We start from the raw sequence: 24422 nt of genomic DNA, 5'->3' as shown, positions 1-24422 counted from the left end.
TGCTCTCCATAATGTGCGCGCAGCATAGTCGCACACAAGGAACGAAAGCAGACAGGACACGTTGTTTCCATACAATTCATTTGAAATTACTGCGGAGGCATTCATGACCGGCCAGATCACCACCATCAATCCAGCGACAGAGCAAACTCTGGAAACCTACACCCTCATGACCAACGACGAAGCGCGAGACGCCGTGCGTGGTTGCCATGATGCTTTCCTCGACTGGCGGCTGAAATCGACCAAGGATCGCGCCGAGATCATCCGAGCTATCGGCAAGGAACTTTCCAACAGCAAAGAAGATTTTGCCCAGCTCATGACTCGCGAGGTCGGCAAGCTAATCGGCGACAGCCGCGACGAAATCGATCTGTGTGTGCAAATCTGTAACTTCACTGCTGATCACGGACCTGACGCGCTGGCCGACGAGGAACGCGATATTCCCGGTGGCACGGGTGTCGTCCACTATGCCCCTCTGGGTGTCATTTATGGTATCCAGCCGTGGAATTTCCCCTGCTATCAGGTGGTGCGCTATGCCATCTCCAACTTGATGACGGGCAACGGCGTTCTTCTCAAGCACGCGGAAAACTGTACCGGGTCGGGGCTTTTCCTGCGTGATCTGATGGAGCGAGCAGGCCTTCCAAAGAACCTCTTTACGGTGCTCTTGATTGACCACGACCAGTCCGATCTGGTTATTGAAAACGATCTGGTGCGCGGCGTGACCCTGACAGGCAGCGATACCGCTGGCCGGACCGTGGCGCAGAAAGCGGCGGAGCAGCTGAAAAAGTCCGTGCTCGAACTTGGATCGAACGACGCTTACATCGTTCTGGACGATGCCGATATCGATCTCGCGGTGGATACTTGTGTCACGGCGCGGATCTACAACAACGGCCAGACCTGCGTGAACGGTAAGCGCTTTATCGTCACGGCGAAAAATTACGACGCTTTTGTCGAGGGCTACACCCAGAAGATGAAAGCGATCAAGATGGGTGATCCGACGGACGCCGACATCGGTCTTGGACCAATGGCGCGCAACGATCTGCGCGACAAGCTGGCGGAGCAGGTGGCAGAAAGCATCAAAAAAGGCGCGCGCGCCGTGGTCGGAGGCGAGACACCGGACCGCAAGGGTGCCTATTACCCCGCGACCGTGCTGGTCGACGTGAAGCCTGGCCAGCCCGCCTATGGCGATGAGCTGTTTGGTCCCGTCGCTTCCGTGATCCGCGCCGAGAACGACGAAGACGCCATGCGCATCGCCAACGACAGTCGCTATGGCCTTGGTGGTGGTATCTTCAGCCGTGACGAGGCGCGCGCACGCAAGCTGGCGAGCGAGCAGTTCGATACCGGTATGATCACGCTCAACGGGTACAATATTGCGCTTCCGAACATGCCATTCGGCGGTGTGAAAAACTCGGGCTACGGGCGCGAGCATGGCGGCTTTGGCATGAAGGAGTTCGTCAACGCCAAATCGATTTATATGACGGATCAAGAGGCGAAGTGATGGCGCATCATGACACCGATGTCGCCATCATCGGGGCCGGCACTGCCGGCCTCGCTGCCGAGCGGAGCGCGCGTCGCGATGGCGCGCGCACTCTCCTGATTGACGACGCCTTCCGTGGCACGCTGTGTGCAAATACGGGCTGCATGCCGTCCAAGCTTCTTATCGCTGCGGCAAACGCGGCGCATAATGCCCATGGCACGGGCGTATTCGGTGTTAATGTGGGTCACGTCGAGGTCGACGGGCAGGCGGTGCTAGAACGCGTCCGCCGCGAGCGCGACAAATTTGTGAAAGCAACGCGTGCTTCGTTTGACAAACTTCCGGCTGGAACCTGCATTCAGGCGCGCGCGCATCTTGCCGGTCTGAACGCACTCACCCTCGACAACGGTGACACGGTAAGCGCCAAGTCGATTGTGATCGCGACCGGATCTTATGCGCGCATCCCCGAGCCGTTCGAAGGCCTCGGCGATCTTGCCCTCACCAACGAGAGCGTGTTCGAGATGAATGATCTCCCCGGCTCGCTTGCTGTGATCGGGGGCGGTGCGATCGGGCTGGAGCTGGCGCAGGCTATGTCGCGGCTTGGTGTCGAAACGGTCCTTTTTGATCAAGGCGATACACTCGGCGGCGCGCGGGATTCAGACGTGCAGGCCGCAGTTGTCAACATCATCGGGGAGGAGCTTCCGCTCCATCTTGGCGTCGACCTGAATGTCGAAAAACTCGATGGTCGCGTGCAACTGTCGTGGTCCGGTGCCTCTAGCGGCAAGCGCGCGTTCGACCGCGTTCTCGTCGCGACAGGCCGTCCGCCTGCCTTTGAGGGACTCGGGCTTGACGCGGCAGGGCTTGAGCTTGATGAACATGGCGTGCCGGTCTTTGACCGCACCACGATGCAATGCGGCGACACGTCCGTTTTTATCGCGGGTGACGTGAACGCTGACGCGGCCGTGCTGCACGAGGCAAGTGACGAGGGAAACGTGGCAGGGAGCAACGCCGCTGCCTATCCGTCGATAAATGCCCACCCGCGTATGCCGACCTTCACGCTAACCTTTAGCGATCCGCCGCTCGCCATACTCGGCGAGGGTCCGGATGAGAACACGTTAACCGGCTGTGCCTCCTATGCGGATCAGGGCCGTGCCAAAGTCGAAGCGCGCGCGAAGGGTCTTGTCCGGCTTTATGCTGCGCCTGACGGGCGTCTGACCGGCGCCGAATTGTTTTGCCCCGGTGCCGACCACATGGCGCATCTGCTTGTTCACGCAATCCAGCGTGGCGAGACGGCAAGCGACCTGCTGAACATGCCATTCTACCACCCAACCCTTGAGGAAGGCCTGAAATCGGCGCTGCGCGAGATCTGTGCCGCAACGCCAGCCGCCCTGCCGATCGGACGCGGGTCCAACGACCCGCCGGGGGCCTGACCCTTAGGGTTCGGCGGTCAGTCGCCCCACTCGATGCGGATGGCTAAACTATCGATCAAAAAGTCGATCAAGATCCGTGTTTTCGGGGTGAGCACGTTCGAGCGGGGATAGACCAGCCACAAAACCGAATTGTCGTTCAGCTTCCATTTCGGCAACACCCGTATCAGGCGGCCCGAGGCAAGCTCGTCAGTGACGCTCCAGAGCGAGTTGATCGACACGCCCGCACCGGCAAGGGTCGCTTCGCGCTGCGCGTCGCCGTCGTCTACGATGGTGCGGCAGTTCATACATGCCGGATCAAGAAGCGCGGTCGCCCCCTCGGGCCCGATCAGTTCGCGTGGCTCTAGGTCTTTCCAAGCGGTAAAACGATGCCCCTCAAGCTCTGCCGGGGTCTGCGGTGCGCCATGTGCTGCGATGTATTCAGGGGAGGCGCATAATACGCGGGTGTCCTCTGCCAGCTTGCGCCCCTTGAGGCTGCTGTCTTTCAGGGGCGCGCTGCGTAGGGCAAGGTCAAAGCTGCCCTCGATCGCATCGAAACGGGTGTCGGACAGGCGGAGGTCCAGCGTCAAATCGGGAAATAATGCGTGGAACCTGGGCAACAATGGCATGATATGCCGCTGCGCAAAACTGCTCGGTGCGGCAAAGCGCAATGTGCCCTTCGGGCTGGTTTCACTGCCGCCAAGGACGGCTTTGGCTGCCTCTGCCTGCGCTAGAATTTCGCGTGCATAGGGTAGGAAATCGGACCCCTCGAGGGACAGCGACACCTTGCGCGTGGTCCGGTGCAGCAGCTCGACACCAAGCTCGTGCTCTAATTTGGCGAGCCGTGCGCTGGCCACCGCCGGCGCAAGACCAAGATCGCGTCCAGCGGCAGAGATATTCAACCTATCGGCGGCCATAACAAAAAGGCGCAGGTTATCAGTGTCCACGGCATTATCTCCAGAATCCGAATAATTAACTCTGAAAACTGCTGTATTTTTACGGTTTCGCAAGGGCTATCTCTCCTCCAACAGAAAAAAGGATCAACTCATGAAAGTCATCGGCTACAACGCAGCGGGCAACGCAGACACGCTCGAAATTATTGAAATGGATCAGCCAGTGGTCGGACCACGCGATCTTTTGGTCGCGGTCGAGGGGATCTCGGTCAACCCGGTGGATGTCAAACTGCGCGCCGGCGTAGAGCCTGATGGCGCTGAGCGCGTGCTTGGATTCGATGCGGCTGGCGTCGTCACTGAAATCGGCAATGAGGTGACAGGCTACAAGGTCGGCGACGCGGTATATTACGCCGGTGATGTCACCCGCGCCGGTACCAATGCCGAATTTCATGCGGTGGATGAACGGATCGTGGGGCGCAAGCCTGCCAGCCTTGATTTCGTCGAGGCCGCCGGACTGCCACTTACATCCATTACCGCTTGGGAAATGCTGTTTGACGCCTTTCGCTTGACCGAGGGGGGCGGCAGTGGCCAGACGCTACTGGTCATCGGCGGTGCCGGAGGGGTGGGCTCGATTTTGATCCAACTCGCCAAGGCGTTGACCGGGCTCACGGTTATTGCCACTGCCTCACGGCCCGAAACGCAGGACTGGGTGCGCAAGATGGGAGCGGATCACGTGGTGGACCACCGTGGCGATCTGGCTGCGCAGGTGGCTGACCTTGGTCTTGTCCCCAGCTATGTCGCTGCGCTGACCGCGACGGACCAGCACTGGCCCGCGATCATCGACCTGATCGCCCCTCGCGGGCAGATCGCCTTGATTGATGATCCCGAAGCTCTCGACATTAAGGCTGCCAAGCCCAAGGCTTTGAGCATCCACTGGGAATTCATGTTCACCCGCTCGATGTTCGGCACTGAAGATATCGGTGCCCAGCGGGACCTGTTGAACCGTGTCGCCGAGATGATCGATGCAGGCACTCTGCAATCCACCGTCACCGAAAAAGGAGACGCCCTGACCGTTGACGCCCTGCGCGCCGCCCATCTGAAGCAAGAAAGCGGCCGCGTGATTGGCAAGCAGGTGTTGGGCGGCTTCTAAGTCGGCACTGACTGAAGGGCAGGGGTCCTGGAACCCGATGCCCCTGAACAAGGCCGTGATGTGATGTCACGGCCTTGAGCCGTATCGCAACCGGTCAAGGGCGCACGTGGGTAGTATGCGGCCTATGGCTTTGCATTGCAGGGCCACGGTCCAGCCGTTTGCCGCGGCGCGCAATGATGGGTGCATGCGTGGCGGCTGCCAGTATTGTGTTGCCGATGGTCTCGTGAGATGAGCAGCAGCGACGGGAACAGCATGTCCCCCACCCGAAGTCCCACCGCTAACCGTGCATAGGAACAGTCAAATGTCAGACAAGAAATCTAACGGCCAGATCATTCGTCATGTCGTGTTTTTCAGCAGCAAAGACGCCAAAGATATTGACCAAATTGTCGAAGGTCTGTCCATGCTCGGCACCATCCCATCAGTGAAGCATTTCGAGGTTTCGCGGAACCGGAATGAAGATCGCTTTGCCAATGATGTTGATGTGATCGTCTATGCCGAGTTCGAGAATGAGGCTGCGTTGAAGGCGTATCGGGCGCATCAGATATACCAAGACTGTATCGACATTGTCCGCCCGCTGCGTGAAATGCGTATCGCAGCTGATTTCTAAATGGCACATTCCGCGCAAGGTCCGTCGATCCTGTTTGACCGAGGGCCACTTGGAACCGGCTCTTGGTTTCATAGACCGGCACATATCATCGAGGCGTGGCACCCCGACGAGGTGGCCGATGCCCTGCGCGCGGTAGAGACCGAACACAAAGCCGGAAAATGGCTCGCAGGGACAGCTTCCTACGAGCTGGGCTACGCGCTCATTCCGAAACTGCGCGGCAGATTGCCGGCAGACCTGGGCGAACCGTTGCTGCGCTTTGGCGTCTTTGATCGGGTTGACGCGCCGCCCGCGCCGGTTGCGACAGGCGACGCCAGCCTTGGACGTTTCAAACCGGAGTGGGATTTTCCAACCTACAAGACGGCGTTTGATACCATTCAGCGCTACTTGCGCGACGGGGATATCTATCAGGCCAATCTGACGTTCCCTATGACGGCGACTTACGAGGGCCGTCTTGATCGTCTTTATGAGCAGCTGAAACAAAAGCAGCCCGTGCCCTACGGTGCCTTTGTTGATCTTGGCGGCGCAAAGCTGTTGTGTCGTTCGCCGGAACTGTTTTTCTCGCTTTCGGCCCAAGGCCAGCTGCGCACCCGTCCGATGAAGGGGACGGTCAACCGTGGCGCGGATGCTGCAGAAGATGAAGCGCTTAAGACGTGGCTGCGTGCGTCCGAGAAAAATCAGGCCGAAAACCTGATGATCACGGATCTTTTGCGAAATGATTTCGCCCGTATTTCAGAGATAGGCAGCGTTCGGGTGCCGGCCCTGTTCGAGATCGAAAGCTATGCGACAGTGCATCAGATGATCTCGGAGGTGACGGCGACGATCCGTCCCGACTGTACACTGACCGATATCCTGACGGCTGTTTTCCCCTGCGGATCAATTACAGGTGCGCCAAAAATCCGCGCGATGGAGATCCTTTCGGATCTCGAAACGACGGCCCGTGATGCCTATTGCGGCACGATCGGATGGATTGCGCCCGATGGGTCGATGGAATTCAATGTCGCTATCCGGACCTTGGCCTGCACCGCCGACGGTCAGGCAAAGCTGAATGTCGGCGGCGGGGTCGTGTACGATAGCACCGCTCAAAGCGAATATGACGAAGCACTGCTAAAATCGCGGTTCGCCCAGCTATAGGGCGATTGGCGGCCCGTGCCTTGTCGCTTGAGGCAGGCTAGGTCAGCAGGACAAGCGAGATCGACGGGACCGCCAGTAGCAGCGCCAGTCGTACGATGTCGGCGATCCAGAACGGCAATACGCCGCGAAAGATTGTGCTCAGCGAAACGTCCTTGAGGACAGAACGCAGGACAAAGACATTCATACCGACAGGCGGTGTGATCAAGCTGATCTCGGTCACGACGACAACGATCACCGCAAACCAGATCAGAACAAGTTCCGGGTCGCCCAATACACCGCCGCCGAAGTCCAGCTGGCTCACAACCGGATAGAACACAGGAACGGTCAGCAAGATCATCGACAGGCTTTCAAAGACGCAGCCCATGATCAGATAGATCGCGACCATGATAAAGATCACGCCCCATGCGGACAGGTCATACGTGTAGACCAGATCGACCAAACCATCGGGCAACCCTGCAAAGTTCACAAACGCCGAGAAAATTTCGGCACCGATGATGATCGCAAAAATCATACCCGACGATGACACGGTCTGGCGGCAGGCATCGATGAAACCGCTCCAGTTCAGTCCCCGGATAAGCAACGCAAGGACGAGCGAGAAAATGGCCCCCATGCCAGCGGCTTCGATCGGGGTAAAGAACCCGCCATAGATGCCGCCCATGATGAAGACAAACAGACCCAATGTGCCAAATACGCCGATACGATCCTGTTTCGTCATCGGTTCCGACTGCGTCACAGGCGGGGCAAGATCGGGCTTTAGCCTGACGGCGACCACTACGGCGACCATATAAAGAATGATCCCAAGCAGCCCCGGCAGAAGCCCTGCGATAAACAGCTTGCCGATATCGCTTTCGGTCAGAAGACCGTAGATAATCAGGATCACGGAAGGCGGAATGAGGATCCCGAGCGTCCCGCCCGCAGCGATCGCACCGGAGGCGAGGCTATCGGAATAGCCGAATTTTCGCATCGGTGGCATGGCGACGCGGCTCATGGTGGCTGCGGTCGCAAGCGATGACCCCGAGACCGCAGAAAACCCGCCGCAGCTTAGGATCGTGGCAAGGGCCAGCCCGCCTTTCATACGACCGAACAACCGGTCAGCACCGGCAAACAACCCGTGCGCGATGCCCGATTGCGCCAAGATATTGCCCATAAAGATGAACAGGGGCACGACGGATAGCGAATAGCTGAGGCCAGTTTCGAACACCGCATTGCCCACCATGGCGCCAGCGGCATTCCAGTCACGCATGAGGCCAAAACCGATGCCGCCCACCAGCGACATCGCAAAGGCAATCGGCATCCGCAAAAAGATGAGACCCAGAAGAACCAGGATCCCGACGGTCGATTCAATCATTCTTGGCAGTCCCTTTTATGATCCCATAGGTCGCCGCAAGCAGACACATGAAGGCTCCAAGCAGCGCAAGCGGCGCATAGGGGACGCCCCAGGCCACCGACCGTGCACCATCACTTGCCTGCGCTTGGCTGAGCAGCCCCAAGCGCCACGCAAAGAACAGCAAGGTCCCCGCGCACAGGATCGCGATGACCAGCGAAAGCGCGTGTTGCAGGCGGGCAGGCAGGAAGCTCGTGGCTATGTCGACATCCACGTGTTCCCCCGCGCGACTTACCAGTGGCAGCGCGGTGAATACGAGGGCGGCCAATAGGATTTCGGTCAGTTCGAACGCCCCCTTCAAGGGCGCGTTCAAGAAATATCGACCAATTACATCAAGGCCCGTGACGGTCATCAGACCAAGGAGAAGTGCGATTGAACATACTTCAAGTCCTCGGCCCAACAGGCGCATGATCATTGAGCAACACCAGAGATTTCGCGCAGACGTGCCAACGCGGCGCGCCCGTCAAATTCGCTGCCAAGGCTTTCTGCCCATGTTGCCTCTAGGGCGGTTGCCGATGTGCGCGCGGCGTTAAGAACCGCGTCAGGTGCGGCATAGACCTCGATACCGGCTTCTTCGATCTCGACCACGGCCGCTGCGTCCGCCGCGTCCCATGCCGCGCCAACCCGCTCTGCAAAAGCAACACCCGAGATGGCGTCAATCGCGGCTTGATCTTCGGCGCCGATGCCGTCCCATTTCTTTTCGTTCATCACCAGAAACCACGACGTGTTATAGATCCCGCCCGGAACGGTCATCGAATACTTGATGTCGTCTGTTAGGTTGAATGCGGTCAGGGCCTCGTAGGTAAAGGCCGCGCCGTCGATCACGCCGCGCGACAGTTTCTCGTAGACCTCGGTAGAGGACATGAATAACGGCGTCGCACCGAGGTCTTCCACGAATTCGGCAATATAGCCGCCGGGGACGCGCATCTTCAGGCCGCTAAAATCTTCGGGCGTTTCAATACGGCGCACGTTGTTGTGCAGTAGTCCGGGGCCATGGACGAACAGGCTAAGCAGATGGGTGCCTTCGTGATCGTCGCGCGCGCCCAGATCTTCGGTGTAGACGGTCCAGAACGCTTGCGACGCGGTCACGGCGTCATCACCGATAAAGGAGAACTGTCCGACCTGGGACGCATCGAAACGATCGTCTTGGCTAAAGCTGTGCAGCCCATAGGTAATGTCGGCAATGCCGTCTTTCGCCATGTCAAAATGCGCCGGTGGGCTGCCCAAGGCACGGCCCAGAACCCGCACGGTGACACGGCCTTGCGTGACCTCTTCGACCTCCTTGGCCCAAGGTTTGATTGCGTTGACCACGATCGGGTGGCGCGGTGGCAGCCAGCTGGACAACACCAGTTCGGTATCCGCGAAGGCTGGCACAACAGCTGTGCCCGATAGCAATGCGCTGATCAGCGCGATGGATGTGAATTTAGTCATGAGTAGTCCCCCCTTTGGGTTGTTTCAACGCGGCCTCCCTGCCGCGATGTTGCGATGTCCGATGTTTCGAACGGTGTTACTTTGCGGCGTTCAACGCGGAGCGCAGGATCGCCCTGTCGCCCACGTGGTTGGCCAGAATAAGGATCAGCCGCGCATTGAACGCATCACTTTCGTCCTTGCTCAGCCCGCTGTGCGCCCCAAGCAGCTCATCATAAAACCCGTCGGGATCTTTGATATTCGGGTTCAGATTGAGTTCCATGTTCACTGCCCTCTTCCTGTCGCAATGCGCACACCGGACTGGATGTCGGCAGCGCTGGCTACTGCCCAACGGGCCGCGACATGTTGGTCCGGGCGGATCAGATAAATGCCGCTGGGGGCGTCGCCCAAATAGCGCGCGGCGATCGCGCCGCTTACGTCGTCGCGGCCGGTATCCAACGTCACGGTTTTCAGTGTGATCCCGTCAACATCCGCAAGCTGCGGCACCTCTGTGTCGATCGCCAGAACGGTAAAATCTCCCCCCAGAACATTCAGCAAGAACCCGTCTTTCAGGGGGGCGTCGCTGCAATTTGCACCGACCCGGCTGACCGTCGGGCCATTCAGCGCATCGGGCCCGTTCAACGACAGACCGTCATAGCTGCAAGGCAGCGACAGCCGACCGGAATTCACCATGACCCGCGCGAAAGAATGGGCATGGGCAAGCTCGAGCACAGCGTCGCGGAAGATTTTGCTCATCTCGGTCTTGGGGGTCAGGAAATCGGTCGCTCGGGTCGAGTTCAGAATGTTTTCATCGGCACCGTGCACCCGTTCTTCTGAATAGCTGTCCAGCAGCGTATCGGGGGCAAGACCTTTGACCACCAGATCAAGCTTCCAAGCCAGATTTTCCGCATCCTGCACGCCGGAATTCGCGCCGCGTGCGCCAAACGGCGACACTTGATGCGCGCTATCCCCCGCGAACAGCACGTTCCCATGACGAAACTTCTCCATGCGTCGACATTGGAATGTGTAAATCGAGGTCCATTCCAGTTCGTACTCGGCATTTTCGCCCAGCATCGCATCCACACGTGCACGGATGTTTTCAACGCGAAGCTCTTTGGCGCGGTCAATGTCCCACCCAAGCTGGAAATCAATACGCCAGATATCGTCGGGCTGTTTGTGCAGCAGGGCAGAGGCACCGCTGTCTTTGAAAGGGGGGGCAAACCAGAACCAGCGTTCGGTCGGAAAATCAGCCTTCATTTTGACATCGGCAATGAGGAAATTATCCTCAAAGACGCGCCCCTCAAAGCTGAGCCCCAGCATATCGCGTGTGGGCGAACGCGCCCCATCACAGGCAATCACCCAATCCGCCTCAAGCTGGTAGGGGCCATCGGGCGTATTGACGTCAATCAGCACATGATCGCCCTGCTGCGCCATACCGGTGACCCCATTGCGCCCGCGGATTTCGATGGGCGCGCCTTGCGACTGTGCCACGCGAATTTCCTCTACGAGGTGTTTTTCGAAATAGGGTTGTTGTAGGTTGATAAACGCAGGTGCCTTGTGCCCGTCTTCGGGCGACAGGTTAAATTCGAACACGCGTTTGTCGCCGTGGAACACCTTGCCGACGTTCCACACGACACCCTTGTCGACCATTCCCTTGGCTGCCCCTAGACGGTCGCAGATTTCAAGCGTGCGTTTGGCAAAGCAGATGGCGCGACTGCCTTGCCCGACGCCTTCGTGGTCATCGAGCACCAGAACAGGTGTACCCTTGCGCCCAAGATCAAGGGCCGTTGCCATCCCCACAGGCCCGCCCCCGACGATCACCACAGGGTGTCGTCGAGGTGCCAGATCTTGATCTGCGACCTTTTCGTAAGGGTACAGTTTGAACGCGATGTCGTAGCGGACGTCGACCATGAGTAATCCTCCCAGACTTGGCCTTAGCCCTGCAACTGCGCCCACATTTCCAGATCGCGTTTGTCGGTCCAGATACGGGGGTGCCAGATACCACGGGCCTCGTCGAAGGCGCGGCTTACGTTAAACGGCAAGCAGTGTTCATAGATCGCGTAGTCGTGGAATTTCGGATCACACTCGGCGCGCACGGCATCCCATGCGTCTTTCAATGTGCCGCCCTTCATGGCGACCCGTTGTGCGGGTTTGTATGTGCTTTCGACAAAGTCACGCGTGCTTTCAATCGCCCGTTCAACAGCGTCTTTTCCGATCAATGCCGCCCCGCGACCCGGTGCGATGGCATCGACATCATAGGCTTTGATATTATCAAGCGTCTGGCCCCAATCGCCAAAATACCCGTCACCACAATAGCACGCGGAATGGTCTTCGACGATGTCGCCGGTGAACATCACATTCTGGTCGGGCACGTGGATAACCGCATCACCTGCCGTATGCGCACGACCGATGTGTTTGATATCAACGCGACGTTTGCCCAGATAAACGGTCATGCTGTCGTTAAAGGTGGTCGTCGGGTAGGTGAGGCCGGGGATTGATTCATGGCCTTCAAACAGACGTGGGAAACGCTGGAATTCACTGTCCCAATCTTCCTGACCGCGCTCTTCGACCATGGCGCGGGCGGCGTCCGACATGATGATCTGATCCGCGCCGTAAGCCGACGCACCCAACACGCGCACGGCGTGATAGTGGGTCAGCACCACGTGGCTGATCGGCTTGTCGGTGACTTCGCGCACCTTTTCGATGACCTTATTGGCCAAGCGCGGCGTTGCCTGCGCTTCGACGATCATGACGCTGTCGTCGCCGATGATGACGCCCGAGTTCGGGTCGCCCTCGGCTGTGAAGGCCCACAGACCCTCTCCGACTTCGTCGAAGGTGATTTTCTTTTCGGACAGATCCCCTTGGGATGCGAATGCTTTTGCCATTGTTTTGGTCCTTTATGTGGGGAATTTAACGGCGGGACGGATCGTGCCTTCGCACGTGCCGAACCCGATTTGATACCCATCGCCCTTCGCGGCACCGCGCAGGATCAACGTATCGTTGTCTTCGATGAATGTGCGGGTCTCGCCGGTGTCGAGCGTGAAGGGGTCGCGCCCCGCCCAGCTCAGCTCCATCAGGGACCCGTATTCGGATTTATCTGGCCCCGAGATCGTACCGGAGCCCAGCAGATCACCAGAGTTCATGCCGCAGCCGCCGCTGGCATGGTGGCACAGCTGTTCGGCGGCGGAATAATACATCCGGCTATAGTTGGTTTTTGACAGGGACGTTGCCTTGGCGGCCCCTTCGGGTTGCATCAGAACTTCAAGCTCGATGTCGAACAAGCCGTCGATGGTGCTGTCGAGATACGGCAGCAGTTCCTTTTCACGCGCTGGTGTCGCCGTCCGGAAGGGATCAAGTGCCGCCGCAGTGACGATCCACGGAGAGATCGACGTACCGAAAGCCTTGCCCTGAAACGGGCCAAGCGGCTGATATTCCCAGCCCTGAATGTCGCGGGCAGACCAGTCATTCAACAGCACATAGCCAAAGATCATCGCATCCGCCTGATCGACCGTGATCGGGGTGCCAAAGTCACAAGACGTGCCAACGATCGCGCCCATCTCAAGCTCGATATCCAACCGTTTAGAGGGGCCGAAGGACGGCACATCGGCGTCAGGAGCCTTGGATTGGCCATTGGGGCGATGGATGTCGGTGCCAGAAACAACAACTGAAGATGCGCGACCGTTGTAGCCGACTGGAATGTGCAGCCAGTTGGCCGGCAGATCTGGCGACCCGCGCAGGATCGCGCCCATGTTCTGTGCGTGCTGACGGCCCGCATAAAAATCGGTGTATTCGGATACCATCAGCGGCATATGCAGTCGCGCATCCGCAAGCGGCACAAGGTAGGGTTCAATCGCCGCCTGATCCGCCGACCCTTCGGCCAGCATTTCGTGCAGCCGTGCGCGCAGCTTGGCCCAGATGTCGGGGCCCAGCTCCATCACATCATTCCAGAATGGCAGGTCGAAGGCGGCGTCGTCGTCCAGATGGATCAACTCTGCTGTTTCAAGCGCTGCCATATCAAGGATCATATCGCCAATCGCGACCCCGCAGCGGGCGTCTTCGTCGCCGACCGAAAATACGCCGTAGGGCAGATTGTTCAGAGGGAAGGGTGTGTCGGGCGTGTTTGCGCTGGTTACCCAGCTTTTCATCAATGTCATGTGGCTACTTTCGCGTCGGTCCGATTGTCGGGCTGAGTGTCGGGATGCGCATCGGCGATGGCCGGGATATTCAGGCAAAGCCTTTCAATACGCGCGGTTTTGGGGAAGTGCGTCAGGTCAACGCCCCAACGATGGGCATTATAGACCTGAGCCGTGATGCAGATATCGGCGATGTTGGGGGCGTCACCAAAGGCAAAGCTGTCGCCGGCTGGCAGCATGGCCTCGAGCGCTGCGAACCCTTCGTTCATCCAGTGGCACATCCAATCGGTCGCCTGATCGGGCGTCGCACCAAAACGGGTCCTGAGCTGCCCGATCAGACGCAGATTGTTCACAGGATGAATATCAAGCGCGACAGTATGTGCCACCGCCATTACCTGCGCCCGCAGCAAAGCATCAGCGGGGATCAGGCGCGGTTCGGGCCATGTCGCATCAATATACTCGAGGAGCGCCATCGACTGGGTCAGCGCCGTGCCGTCCTCTAGCACCAAGGTTGGCACGCCCTTGCCGGCGTTCAACGCAACATAATCGGGCGCGCGCTGATCGCCAGCAACGAGGTCAACCGGCACCGCGTCATACGCCAGCCCCTTAAGGTTCAGCGCTGCGCGAATGCGGTAGGATGTGGTCGATCGCCAGTAGGAATAGAGTTTCATTTCTTACCCGGCGTCCCGTCGAACTTCTTTTCGATGTCGGCCCAGCAATCGATATAGTCATCCTGCAACGGTGCCTCATGGCTGGCGAATTTTGTCAGTTGCTGCGGGAAACGGGTCTCGAACATGAACGACATCGTATTATCGAGCTTTTCGGCCTTGAGATCCGCGTTGGACGCCCCCTCAAAGGCGTTCCGGTCCGGCCCGTGGGGCAACATCATATTGTGCAGGCTGATGCCGCCGGGGATGAACCCTTTGGGCTTGGCATCGTATTGGCCGTAAATATTGCCCATCAATTCGGACATGATGTTCTTGTGGTACCAAGGAGGACGGAAAGTATCTTCGGCGACCATCCAGCGTTCGCGGAACAGGACGAAATCGATGTTCGCGGTGCCTTCTTGCCCAGACGGGGCGGTCAGAACGGTGAAAATCGAAGGATCAGGATGATCGAACAACACTGCGCCTACGGGGCAGTAGGTGCGCAGATCGTATTTCATCGGCGCGTAGTTTCCGTGCCACGCCACCACATCCAGCGGCGATTGTCCGATCTTGGTTTCGTGAAATGCGCCGCACCATTTTACAGTTACGGTCGATGGTACTTCGCGGTCTTCGAACGCGGCCACGGGGGCCTTGAAGTCACGCGGGTTGGCCATGCAGTTGGCACCGATGGGCCCCCGCCCGGGCAGTTCGAACTTCTGCCCGTAGTTTTCACAGACGAACCCGCGGCACGGACCTTCAAGGACTTCGACACGGTAAACCAACCCGCGCGGAATAATGGCGATCTCTTGCGGCGCGACGTCGATAATTCCCAGCTCGGTTGAAAAACGCAAACGGCCTTCTTGCGGGACGACCAGCATCTCGCTGTCGGCGGAAAAGAAATACGCGTCGATCATGGAGTCTGTCACAAGATACACATGCGTCGCCATGCCAATCTGTGTGTGGACATCGCCTGCGGTCGTCATCGTGCGCATGCCCGTCAACCATGTCAGCGGCGTGTCGCTGTGCGGCAGCGGGTCCCAGCGGTATTGGCCAAGGCTGGTCACCTCGTCCACGATATTGGGTGCGGATTTCCAATGCGGCAGATTAATCTTCTCGTAGCGATGCGAATGTTTGACCGATGGACGAATACGGTAGCACCACGTGCGCTCGTTCTGATGGCTCGGTGCGGTAAAGGCCGTCCCGCTCAGCTGTTCGCCGTACAGGCCATAGTTACATTTTTGTGGGCTGTTCATCCCTTGGGGCAGGGCATCAGGCAGCGCTTCGGTTTCAAAATCATTGCCGAAACCGGGCATGTATCCCGCGTGCGGCCCTGCAAGGGAGGGGGCCTGGGTCATGCGGGTTGGATATTTTTTATCAGTCATCGTCGCCTCCATGGGTCCGGTTCTTCGACTGCGTAAAGGTTGCGTTTGTAACTAACAACGGTTTTTTGGGGGAGAGTGAAAAATAATTGCCCCGCTGGACTGCCCGAGGGGCGGGGGCTTTCGCTTTGGTTTTACTCTGGGGGCGCATGGGCGTAAGACGGGCGCAGAGCTTTGCTTCTTTCCCACCCCTTCAAAAAAGGCTTCTCGATGGCCACCAAGACCAATCTACACCCCCGTAACCCGCATAAAGAGGGCTATGATTTCGCGCGCTTGGTCGCTTGCCTCCCTGAATTGGAGCCCTTCACGACCCGCAACCCCGCGGGTGAGACCACCATTGATTTTCGGGATGTGGCAGCTGTTCGCATGCTGAACCGGGCGCTGCTCAAGTCGCACTACGATGTCGAGGTCTGGGATCTTCCCGCCAATTATCTTTGTCCCCCGATTCCGGGGCGTGTCGATTATATCCACCATCTGGCGGACCTGCTGGCGCGCAGTAACGGGAACGAAATTCCGCGCGGGGCGAAGATCAAGGCGCTGGATATCGGGACCGGTGCCAGCTTGGTCTACCCCCTAACCGGGCAGAGCGCCTACGGCTGGCACTTTACCGGCGTGGATATCGACCCTGTGGCGCTTGAATCTGCGCATCAGATTTGCCGCGATAACACTCTGGATGTGGACCTGAGGCTGCAACCTGCCCGTGAAGATGTCTTTAACGGTGTGATAAAGCCCGACGACCGTTTCCACGTCAGCCTGTGCAACCCGCCTTTTCACGCCTCGATGGAAAAAGCCGCCAGAGGCACCCAGCGAAAATGGGCCAATCTTGGCAAGGGACGTTCTGCCAAGCTCAACTTCGGCGGACAAAACGCCGAGCTTTGGTGCCCGGGCGGCGAGATAAAGTTCATCGCCAATATGGTCGACCAAAGCCGAGCCTATGCCGATCAATGTCTGTGGTTCACGTCGCTCGTGTCGAAAAAGGACAATGTGCAAACGCTGTATAAAATCCTGAAAAAGGCCAAAGTGGCCAACTGCGACGTTGTCGAGATGGCGCAGGGGCAGAAAACAAGTCGGTTTATCGCGTGGTCCTTTATCAGAAAAGACCAACGCCCAGCCTTTATGAAAGCTTAAAGGCGTTAGGGGGGAGCGCCGTACGGTCGGGTCGAACCCGCTGCCCGTTCGACCTGCGCTGCCTAACCGCTGGTGTCGCCTTTGGTCTCGATCTTGAGCGTGGTGCCGCAATGCTTGCAGTGTACAGCATCAGACTCGTGGCGGCTTAGCCCGCATTCCGGGCAGGTGTGTTTCACCTTGGCGGGCTGAAAGATTGTACGCGCCAGCTGCACAAAAAGCGCGACGCCGACCACCATAATGAAAACCGACAACAGCTTGCCGCCCGTCGTGGTCAATGTGATGTCGCCAAAGCCTGTCGTTGTAAGCGTTGCCACAGTGAAATAGAGCGCATCGACATAGCCCGCGATGCCTGCATCCCCATCAAAGGTCAGGACGAAAACCAGCGACGTGATGACAAAGATAAAGACCAGCAGGTTCACCGCCGCAAGGATCGCATCCTCGTGTTTGCGAAAGAACATGCTTTCACGCCTGAGATCGTACAATAGATGGTACGCATGGATCAGTCGAAGCCCGCGCAGCACCCGCAAGAACGCAAAGCTTTCGGCCATCAGCGGCGCAAGCACCAGCGAAATCACCACCACAAGATCGGCTAGCGTATAGATGCGCATCAGCTCTTTGCGCAGGTTTGTCGAAATCCACAGACGCGCGGCAAGATCGAGAACGATGAACACGCCAAAGATCGCGTTTAGCGTGACGAAAAGGGGCGTCGCAGTAAGGGCCGCAGTGGTGATAAAGTAGACGATCGAGATTGAATCAAACAGGATCAGCCCATAGCGGAATCGCCGCGCGCGGGCGCTGCGACCGTCGTACAAAGATTTAAGCGTGCTGCGAAGATCGTCCATCGGGTCAACTTGTTATTGGTTTCGGGGACGGTCACACGACATGCCGCTGCATGTCAAATTGGCGCAACTGCCGCCAATATCAATGGCTTGCGTTTGCGCTGTCACCGGTGGGCACTGCGAACCATGCACAACCGCGTCGGATACCGCCCGTGCAACAGGCGGTATCCGACATTTAGCTTACCAGGATGTAATCACAGTCCCGTGGTAGCTTTCGTCGATGAACGCTTTGATCTCGTCCGAATGATACGCCTCTAGCAGGGTTTTGACCCAAGGCGCGTCTTCGTTGCCCTTCTGCACAGCGATCACGTTCACATAAGGGTTATCGGCGCTTTCCATCGCGATGGAATCTTCCTTGGGGCTGAGGCCCGAGGCAATCGCGTAGTTGGTGTTGATCAGCGCCGCATCAAGGTCCGCCAGCGAACGGGGCAGCTGCGCCGCGTCGAGTTCTTTGAACGACAGGTCTTTGGGGTTCTCGATGATGTCCAGAACCGTCGGCACCAGACCCGCTTCGGGATCGACTTTGATCATGCCAAGTTGTTGCAGGACCAGCAGCGCACGGCCGCCATTGGTGGGATCGTTCGGGATGCCAAAGGTCGCGCCCTCTTCAAGGTTGGCGATGTCGGTGATCTTGTCCGAATAGACGCCCATGGGCGTGGTGATCGTGTTGCCCACAACCGCCAGCGCAAAGCCGCGGTCTTTCATCTGTGCTTCAAGGTAAGGCACGTGCTGGAAGGAGTTCGCCTCGATGTCGCCATCGGCCAGCGCTTGGTTTGGCACAACGTAGTCAGAGAATTCGATGACGTCGATTTCAAGGCCCATCGGCTCTGCAACGCGAGCGACTTCTTCCATGATTTCGGCGTGCTCGCCGGGGGAAACGCCGACTTTGATCTGCTCGGCCATCAAGGATGTAGCCATCAGGGCAAGTGTGGATGTCAGGGTTACAAGACGTAGCATGTGTATGCTCCTTTAACTGGGAAACGAAGTAGGGGGAGGAGGCGACGGGACGCTATTGCCCGCCGCTTTTGGTGGCGCGTTTGTCGACAGCGGCTGCGATGCGTTCGCCGATCGATTGCACAAGCTGGACCAGCACGATGAGGATGATCACAACGACCGTCATAACATCGGGCATAAACCGTTGATACCCATAGCGAATGCCCAGATCGCCCAAACCTTCGCCGCCCACGGCGCCGACCATGGCGGAATAGCCGATCAGGCTAACGATGGCGAGTGTAAGGCCAAGCGTGATACCGGGCAGCGCTTCGGGCAGCAGCACCTTGCGGATGATCTGCAACGGGGTCGCCCCCATGGCGCGCGCCGCCTCGATCAGGCCGGAATCGACCTCGCGGATCGCGTTTTCGACCAGCCGGGCGATGAAGGGCACTGTGGCAATTGTAAGCGGCACGATAGCCGCGGTAGTGCCGATCGACGTGCCCGCAACCATCCGCGTGAAGGGGATGATCGCGACCACCAGTATGATGAACGGCACCGACCGTGTGGCATTGACGACGAGACCGAGGATTTTGTTGACCCACGGAGCCGACAACAGCTCGCCGCGTTGCGATGTCGCCAGAAACAGCCCTAAGGGCAGGCCAAGCAGCGTCCCCAGCAGCGCCGAGATGGCGACCATATAAAGCGTCTGGCCCGTGGCCTCGATCAGTAGGGTGATAAGGTTAGCCGACATAGCCAAGCACCTCCGTCATAAGCCCGTGGCTTTCCAAAAATGAACGCGCCTCTGCGGCCTTGGCCACAGGCAGCGACACCAGCAGGTTGCCGAAGGGGCGCGTGCCGATTTCCTCGACCGCACCTGCAAGGATATTGACCGGAATGCCCATGTCCTGCGTCAGCCGCGCCAGCATCGGGTCGGTGGCATGCTGGCCTGCAAAGGTCACGCGGATCACCTCTTCGCCGCCCTGCGCGGGTGGGTTTGGCATCAGACGGTCCTTGACGAAAGCGGGCAGGGTGACGCCGGTCACCCCCGACAGGAAGGACCGTGTGGTCGGATGCTGTGGCGCGGTGAAAATATCATAGGTCTCGCCATGTTCGACGATGCGCCCGCTGTCGATCACCGCGACATGGCTGGCGATGTCACGGACCACGGCCATCTCGTGGGTGATCAGCAGAATGGTCAGCCCCAGTTCGCGGTTGATGTCTTTGAGCAAGGACAGGACGGTTTGTGTCGTTTCGGGGTCCAGCGCGGATGTCGCCTCGTCCGACAGCAGCACCTTGGGGCCTGTGGCCAGTGCGCGCGCGATCCCCACCCGTTGTTTTTGCCCGCCCGAAAGCTCTGCCGGATAGCGTGTGGCGTGCGAGGTCAGCCCGACCCGTTCGATCAGGTCGGCGACACGTGGTTTGATTTGCGATGATGGCACACCGGCGATTTCCAGCGGCAGGGCGATGTTGCCCGCCACGGTGCGCGAGGCCAGCAGGTTAAAGTGCTGAAAGATCATCCCAACATCGCGACGGATCGCGCGCAGCTTGGCCCCTTTGGCGGCCCCCACATTCTGCCCGCCCACCAGAACAGAGCCCGTCGTGGGCCGCTCAATCCCGTTGACCATGCGCAGCAGCGTCGATTTGCCACCCCCCGACCGTCCGATGATGCCAGTGATTGATCCCGGCTCCATCGCCAAAGAGACGCCTTCAAGCGCCGTGACAGTCGTGCCGCCGGATTTGGAATAGGCTTTGCCCACGTTCTCAAACGTGATCGAAGCGCCGTTGGGTTCTGTCATAATCGGTCCAGCCTGCGGTCGGTTGCGGTGGCGCCCGTAGACAGAAAGGCAGGGGGCATTGCAAGCGCAGTTTTCGCATACCCGCCCTGACTTTACCGATGTGGTGAACGCTAGGTTTTCACAGGTCCAGCACCAGATGCCCACCCGCTGCCGCCGCACGTGACTGGCAGGTGATCAACGTAGTTTCACGCTGCGCCTGTGACAGCACATAATCGCGGTGATCGGCGTCGCCCTCGACCAGCCCGCAAGCGCAAACCCCGCAGATCCCGTCGGCGCATTTCACATCCACCGGCACGCCCGCCTCTGTCAGCATATCAGACAGGCTACGGTCGGCGGGTACGTGGATGTCCTTGCCGGTCTTGGCCAGATGGACCGTAAAGCTGTGATTTTCGCGCGGGGGGGCTTCGGGGACGGCGAAATATTCGATGTGACACTGATCCTCGGCAAAGCCTGCGCAAGCGGCGGCGTTCATTGCGGCCTCCATATAGGCCGGGGTGCCGCAGGCGTAGGCGTGGCTGCCCTTAGGGTGATCTGACAAGATTGCATCAAACGCTGCCCGACTGCCCTGATCGCTGATGTGCAGCACGGCCTGGGCGGCCCAAGGTGCGGCAGCGATCTCGGGCGCAAAGGCCAGATCAGCGGCGGTGCGGGCGGAATAATGTAGCGCGAAAGGGCGGCCCAACTGATGCAGCCGGTGCGCCATGGCGATCATCGGCGTGACGCCGATGCCGCCGCCCATCAACACGCTGAAGGGGGCGTCTTCGGTCAGGGGGAAATGGTTGATCGGACGCGCGGCGAAAATTTTGCGGCCTTGGCTAAAGATACGGTGCATCAGGGCGCTGCCGCCGCGGCCCTGATCCTCGCGCTGGACGGCTATGACATAGCGCGACCGGTCCGACGGATCGCCGCACATGGAATACTGGCGCAGGTATTCGGGCGCGATCACCACATCCAGATGCGCCCCTGCCTGCCACAGGGGCAGATCGGCCCCGTCAGGGTCGCGCAGTTCATACCGCGTGATCCCGTCGCTCAGCACGTCAGCACGCGTGACGGTCAGCGCCTGCACCGGACTGTCGGCCAGCGGTTTGAGCGCAGGAACCAATCCTTGCGTCTCGCCGCGTGCGACCCGCGCGCGGTGCGTTGCGGCAGGGATCATAGCGCCATAGGCGCGGATACCGGCCTCGCGGTCCATCGGGTCGGGATAGGGATAAGGATGCGGGGCCAAGGATGCAGGGTAGACGGCAAGCGTCTGGTCTTTCGCACGCAGCTTCAGGTCTTTTTGCAGGCCACGGGTGTTTACCGGCTTGTCCGTGGGTCGATAGCCGCCGTCGTCCTGCACCTCTAGATCCCACCACCATTTCTTGACAGGGTTGATGTCGCCGCGATCCAGCAGATCATCCAGCTTGGCAAGGGCGGGGGCCGTGGCAGGCAGCTTCATCGCGGTCCAGCGCCATACGCTGTCGGCCAATATCCCCTCAAGGTTCCACGGGCAGGTTTTCATGCAACGCCCGCACATGGCACCGCCTTCGGTCGTGATCCTGTAGGTGGCGCATTTCTGGCTGTCCGATTTCCATATCTCATAGCCGTTGAACATCAGCTTTGGCCCAGCGGTGATCGCCCCCGAGGGGCATTCGCGGGCGCATTTCTGGCAGCTTTCGCAGAATTTCTGCAGGCCGAAATCGATCGGCTTGTCGTGGGTCATCGGCAGGGTCGTCGTTACCGCCCCCGATTTCAGACGTGGGCCAAGGTAGGGGTTCAGGATGACCTCGCCGATGCGGCTGACCTCGCCCAAGCCCGACAGCAACAGCAAAGGCGGTTGCAGCACATCGCCGTCCATCACCGTATGCGCCTTGGCCGGATAGCCCAAGTCGCGGATCAACCGCGCCAGCACGCCGCCCACAAGGCTAAATCGCAGATAGGCCCGCATGGATTGCGCCACGCTGATCCAGTCATCGCCCGAGGCCCCCTCCATCGTGTCAAATCCCTGATCGATGACAAGGCTGATCGCCTGATCATGGGGCGGGTCAATCGCGGTGCCGGTGGCGTCATGGCTGTACCACGCCCAATCGGGACAACGGCTAACGCCCACGGCATCGGCCCCCAGAAAATAGGCGACGGCTTTGACCATCTCTGCGGCTTGCTGAGGGGCTGGGGCTGTTTGTGTCTCGGCCGCCTTGCCATCCTGCAGCAGGCAGAAAGCCCCCAAGGCACGCCGCTGCGCCATGGAAGTCGGCGTTTTGCGGATGTACCGACCGCCGGTGGCCCCGTCTTGCAGTTTCTTGCCCATATCGCCGAACAGCGCACGGCTGAACATATCGGTACGTTTGGGCAGGCGCGGGATGCGGGGCTCATCCATATAGGTCGTGGGGCTGTCCACGCGTTTAAGCTTTTCGAACGGCTGCGCGCCATCGGCAAAGCGCCGCGTCGCATAGGCGGGCGGTGTGCGGGGCAGGGTGGCTGTGGCGGCCAAGGGCCGGTCGCAGGCCACGTCCATTGCCATGGTGATCGCGGCCAGCGAAAACCGCGTGCCGACGAAGGGGGCGGTCAACTGGCCGTCTTGGGGCAGGGCGAGCCCCGCCGCCACCGCCAGCTGGCTCAGGTCCACATCACTTGCCGTCATGGTATGCCCGCGCGCCGGACGCCCCAGCAGGCGAATGTAATTTGACAGCACCGCCGCCGATTCAGCGGCCAGCAGAGAGGATCGGTGATCCTCCATCCCCGCAATCCACGCGGAACCTGGTTCATTCTGCTCAACGGCGCGGGGGTGCGCAAACAGGACCACCAGCGCGTGGGTATGCCCGTTGATGTCCGTCTCTGGTGCCGAGACTGAATCGCGCAGGTCCGCCATGATCGCATCCACGCCCGAGGCGAGCGTCTTGACCTGACGCTTCTGCAAATCTTGCGCCAGCCGCGCCACATTCGCATTGCGCAGGGGCTGTGCCAGATGGTGGTCAGGAGCAAGCTTGCAAATCCCCACCATCGTCGCGTCGTTGAAATGGGCAAATGCCTTGAGATGCTGCGCGCGCTCGGTCAGATCGGCGGGGATCTCGGCCATGGCCTTGTTCACCAGACCCTCGCGGATCGCATCCAGCATAGCGCGGTGATCCCGCGTGGCTTGTGCCAAAGGGCGGTCATCCTCCGCAGGCCCCAAAGCTTTGAAAGCTGGCACAGGCCCTGCCGCACCATCAGCGCGCTGCAGCTTTTCAGTCGGATAGGCACCCATATGGATGGGGCGGTTTTTGCGTGAACGCAGCCGTGGAGTCATGGGTGTTGCCTCGTAATTCGTAGCTATAGTTGTCATGGATCAACTATTTTGCAAGCAAACAGTAGCGATGCGGCAAAAATGAAGTATTCATGCGTTATGACCGGACCCGAAAGCACCTCTGCCTCTGCCTCGTATAGCCTGCACGACAGGCTGGGCTTTCGCGTGTCGCGGCTGGCGGCAATTATGCGCGCAAGTCTGGACAAAGAGCTGTCGCAGCTTGGGTTGACACGTTTGGAGTGGTGCGTCTTGGCAAGCATCGCGCTGGAAGGCATCACCGCGCCCTCTGGTATCGCCGAGAATATCGGCATCACCCGCCCCACGGCGTCGCGGACGTTCAAGCAGATGCGCGACAAAGGTTGGCTGGTGCAAAACCTGACAGAAGGGGACGGGCGCGCCCGTGCGATCACGCTGACCGACGCGGGGCAAGACCTGCTGGCACGTGCGCGGGGGCTGGTCGACGCGCATCAGGCGCGGTTTCTGGACAAGCTCGCCCCCCAAGCGGCCGCGCATTTTCTGTCCGCACTGGATACGCTGCTCGAAGGTGTCCACGACCGGTTCGACGACCCGTAGATGGCTTAGGTCACCACGGGAAAGACGTTCGGCTGCTTCAGTACCCCATAGGCAAAACTGCAATCAATCGCCAGCAAGCCGCGCGAGGCGTCGGCGACAAAAAGCGTGCCGCCGCTTACATTCTATCCCCAAAGGGCGACCGTCGGTTTGCGTAAAGACGCTGATCGCCCCGTCGGCTTCGACCCGCAGGATTTCACCATCGTGGGTGGTGGCGCACAGAGTACGGTTGCCGATCCGCTGCGCCGGTTCAAGAGCCAGCATGCGAAGCCCCCGCAGTGATGATCAC

The 24422-nt window shown here is 59.4% G+C and carries 23 protein-coding genes; 7 read left to right on the top strand and 16 right to left on the bottom strand.

The genetic code is table 11. The features are described 5' to 3' along the window. Positions 1 to 103: 103 nt before the first annotated feature. On the top strand, positions 104 to 1492 hold the full coding sequence (locus GLP52_RS07940) for an NAD-dependent succinate-semialdehyde dehydrogenase (protein WP_237272046.1): 1389 nt from the start codon (positions 104 to 106) through the stop codon (positions 1490 to 1492). Beyond that, positions 1492 to 2898, top strand: coding sequence for a dihydrolipoyl dehydrogenase (locus GLP52_RS07935; RefSeq protein ID WP_237272045.1), 1407 nt, complete (start codon positions 1492 to 1494; stop codon positions 2896 to 2898). The genes GLP52_RS07940 and GLP52_RS07935 overlap by 1 nt, the downstream gene beginning before the upstream one ends. A gap of 17 nt (positions 2899 to 2915) precedes the next feature. Here GLP52_RS07935 and GLP52_RS07930 read toward each other — a convergent pair whose 3' ends face one another. Then, positions 2916 to 3821, bottom strand: coding sequence for a LysR family transcriptional regulator (locus GLP52_RS07930; protein WP_237272044.1), 906 nt, complete (start codon positions 3819 to 3821; stop codon positions 2916 to 2918). A gap of 100 nt (positions 3822 to 3921) precedes the next feature. On the opposite strand from GLP52_RS07930, the gene GLP52_RS07925 reads away from it, so the two are divergent. From GLP52_RS07925 to GLP52_RS07915, 3 genes are all read left to right on the top strand, one after another. Beyond that, positions 3922 to 4917: a zinc-binding alcohol dehydrogenase family protein gene (locus GLP52_RS07925; RefSeq protein ID WP_237272043.1), complete on the top strand. Its 996-nt coding sequence runs from the start codon at positions 3922 to 3924 to the stop codon at positions 4915 to 4917. Positions 4918 to 5218: 301 nt separating this feature from the next. Next, complete coding sequence (locus GLP52_RS07920; protein ID WP_208596082.1) at positions 5219 to 5524, top strand: Dabb family protein; 306 nt, start codon at positions 5219 to 5221, stop codon at positions 5522 to 5524. Then, complete coding sequence (locus GLP52_RS07915; RefSeq protein ID WP_237272042.1) at positions 5525 to 6655, top strand: aminodeoxychorismate synthase component I; 1131 nt, start codon at positions 5525 to 5527, stop codon at positions 6653 to 6655. It begins immediately after the preceding gene. A 37-nt stretch (positions 6656 to 6692) separates the two neighbouring features. On the opposite strand, the gene GLP52_RS07910 is transcribed toward GLP52_RS07915, so the two are convergent. The 9 genes from GLP52_RS07910 to hmgA all read right to left on the bottom strand — a co-directional run bounded on the left by GLP52_RS07910 (position 6693) and on the right by hmgA (position 15608). Further along, positions 6693 to 8003, bottom strand: a complete 1311-nt coding sequence (locus GLP52_RS07910) for a TRAP transporter large permease (protein ID WP_237272041.1) — start codon at positions 8001 to 8003, stop codon at positions 6693 to 6695. Further along, positions 7996 to 8391 (bottom strand): TRAP transporter small permease, encoded by a 396-nt coding sequence (locus GLP52_RS07905; protein WP_237273479.1) that lies wholly within the window; start codon positions 8389 to 8391, stop codon positions 7996 to 7998. The genes GLP52_RS07910 and GLP52_RS07905 overlap by 8 nt, the downstream gene beginning before the upstream one ends. Before the next feature lie 59 nt (positions 8392 to 8450). Continuing rightward, positions 8451 to 9470, bottom strand: coding sequence for a TRAP transporter substrate-binding protein (locus GLP52_RS07900; RefSeq protein ID WP_237272040.1), 1020 nt, complete (start codon positions 9468 to 9470; stop codon positions 8451 to 8453). A gap of 76 nt (positions 9471 to 9546) precedes the next feature. Further along, complete coding sequence (locus tag GLP52_RS07895) at positions 9547 to 9729, bottom strand: DUF2783 domain-containing protein (RefSeq protein WP_237272039.1); 183 nt, start codon at positions 9727 to 9729, stop codon at positions 9547 to 9549. 2 nt (positions 9730 to 9731) lie between these two features. Further along, positions 9732 to 11357 (bottom strand): FAD-dependent oxidoreductase, encoded by a 1626-nt coding sequence (locus GLP52_RS07890; protein ID WP_237272038.1) that lies wholly within the window; start codon positions 11355 to 11357, stop codon positions 9732 to 9734. A gap of 23 nt (positions 11358 to 11380) precedes the next feature. After that, entirely contained in the window at positions 11381 to 12331 is a 951-nt protein-coding gene (locus tag GLP52_RS07885) for an MBL fold metallo-hydrolase (RefSeq protein WP_093734224.1), read from the bottom strand. 12 nt (positions 12332 to 12343) lie between these two features. Next, the gene (fahA, locus tag GLP52_RS07880; RefSeq protein ID WP_237272037.1) at positions 12344 to 13600 is read right to left on the bottom strand and encodes a fumarylacetoacetase; all 1257 of its coding nucleotides are present in this window, start codon (positions 13598 to 13600) and stop codon (positions 12344 to 12346) included. Then, a complete protein-coding gene (gene maiA, locus GLP52_RS07875; protein WP_093734222.1) occupies positions 13597 to 14250 on the bottom strand; it encodes a maleylacetoacetate isomerase in 654 nt (217 codons plus the stop codon). The genes fahA and maiA overlap by 4 nt, the downstream gene beginning before the upstream one ends. Beyond that, entirely contained in the window at positions 14247 to 15608 is a 1362-nt protein-coding gene (hmgA, locus tag GLP52_RS07870; protein ID WP_237272036.1) for a homogentisate 1,2-dioxygenase, read from the bottom strand. Before hmgA ends, maiA begins: the two co-directional genes overlap by 4 nt. A 207-nt stretch (positions 15609 to 15815) precedes the next feature. On the opposite strand from hmgA, the gene rlmF reads away from it, so the two are divergent. Then, positions 15816 to 16733, top strand: a complete 918-nt coding sequence (rlmF, locus tag GLP52_RS07865) for a 23S rRNA (adenine(1618)-N(6))-methyltransferase RlmF (RefSeq protein WP_093734221.1) — start codon at positions 15816 to 15818, stop codon at positions 16731 to 16733. Positions 16734 to 16795: 62 nt separating this feature from the next. On the opposite strand, the gene GLP52_RS07860 is transcribed toward rlmF, so the two are convergent. From GLP52_RS07860 to GLP52_RS07840, 5 genes are all read right to left on the bottom strand, one after another. Further along, complete coding sequence (locus GLP52_RS07860) at positions 16796 to 17575, bottom strand: potassium channel family protein (RefSeq protein ID WP_093734220.1); 780 nt, start codon at positions 17573 to 17575, stop codon at positions 16796 to 16798. Positions 17576 to 17752: 177 nt separating this feature from the next. Next, positions 17753 to 18529: a MetQ/NlpA family ABC transporter substrate-binding protein gene (locus tag GLP52_RS07855; RefSeq protein ID WP_093734219.1), complete on the bottom strand. Its 777-nt coding sequence runs from the start codon at positions 18527 to 18529 to the stop codon at positions 17753 to 17755. A gap of 52 nt (positions 18530 to 18581) precedes the next feature. Next, positions 18582 to 19256, bottom strand: a complete 675-nt coding sequence (locus tag GLP52_RS07850) for a methionine ABC transporter permease (protein WP_237272035.1) — start codon at positions 19254 to 19256, stop codon at positions 18582 to 18584. Continuing rightward, on the bottom strand, positions 19246 to 20301 hold the full coding sequence (locus tag GLP52_RS07845) for a methionine ABC transporter ATP-binding protein (RefSeq protein WP_237272034.1): 1056 nt from the start codon (positions 20299 to 20301) through the stop codon (positions 19246 to 19248). The genes GLP52_RS07850 and GLP52_RS07845 overlap by 11 nt, the downstream gene beginning before the upstream one ends. Positions 20302 to 20419: 118 nt before the next feature. Then, positions 20420 to 23566 carry a 4Fe-4S double cluster binding domain-containing protein gene (locus tag GLP52_RS07840; RefSeq protein WP_237272033.1) on the bottom strand — a complete coding sequence of 1049 codons (3147 nt, stop codon included), beginning with the start codon at positions 23564 to 23566 and terminating at the stop codon, positions 20420 to 20422. Between the two features lie 96 nt (positions 23567 to 23662). On the opposite strand from GLP52_RS07840, the gene GLP52_RS07835 reads away from it, so the two are divergent. Beyond that, positions 23663 to 24136, top strand: coding sequence for a MarR family winged helix-turn-helix transcriptional regulator (locus GLP52_RS07835; RefSeq protein ID WP_237272032.1), 474 nt, complete (start codon positions 23663 to 23665; stop codon positions 24134 to 24136). Between the two features lie 63 nt (positions 24137 to 24199). Here GLP52_RS07835 and GLP52_RS07830 read toward each other — a convergent pair whose 3' ends face one another. Then, positions 24200 to 24397, bottom strand: a complete 198-nt coding sequence (locus GLP52_RS07830) for a hypothetical protein (RefSeq protein WP_237272031.1) — start codon at positions 24395 to 24397, stop codon at positions 24200 to 24202. Positions 24398 to 24422: the final 25 nt, after the last annotated feature.

This window comes from Sulfitobacter sp. M22, from assembly GCF_021736025.1.
GTDB lineage: Bacteria > Pseudomonadota > Alphaproteobacteria > Rhodobacterales > Rhodobacteraceae > Sulfitobacter > Sulfitobacter litoralis.
The sequence above is the reverse complement of the archived record's forward strand: the minus strand, read 5'-3'. Positions and strand labels throughout refer to the sequence as shown.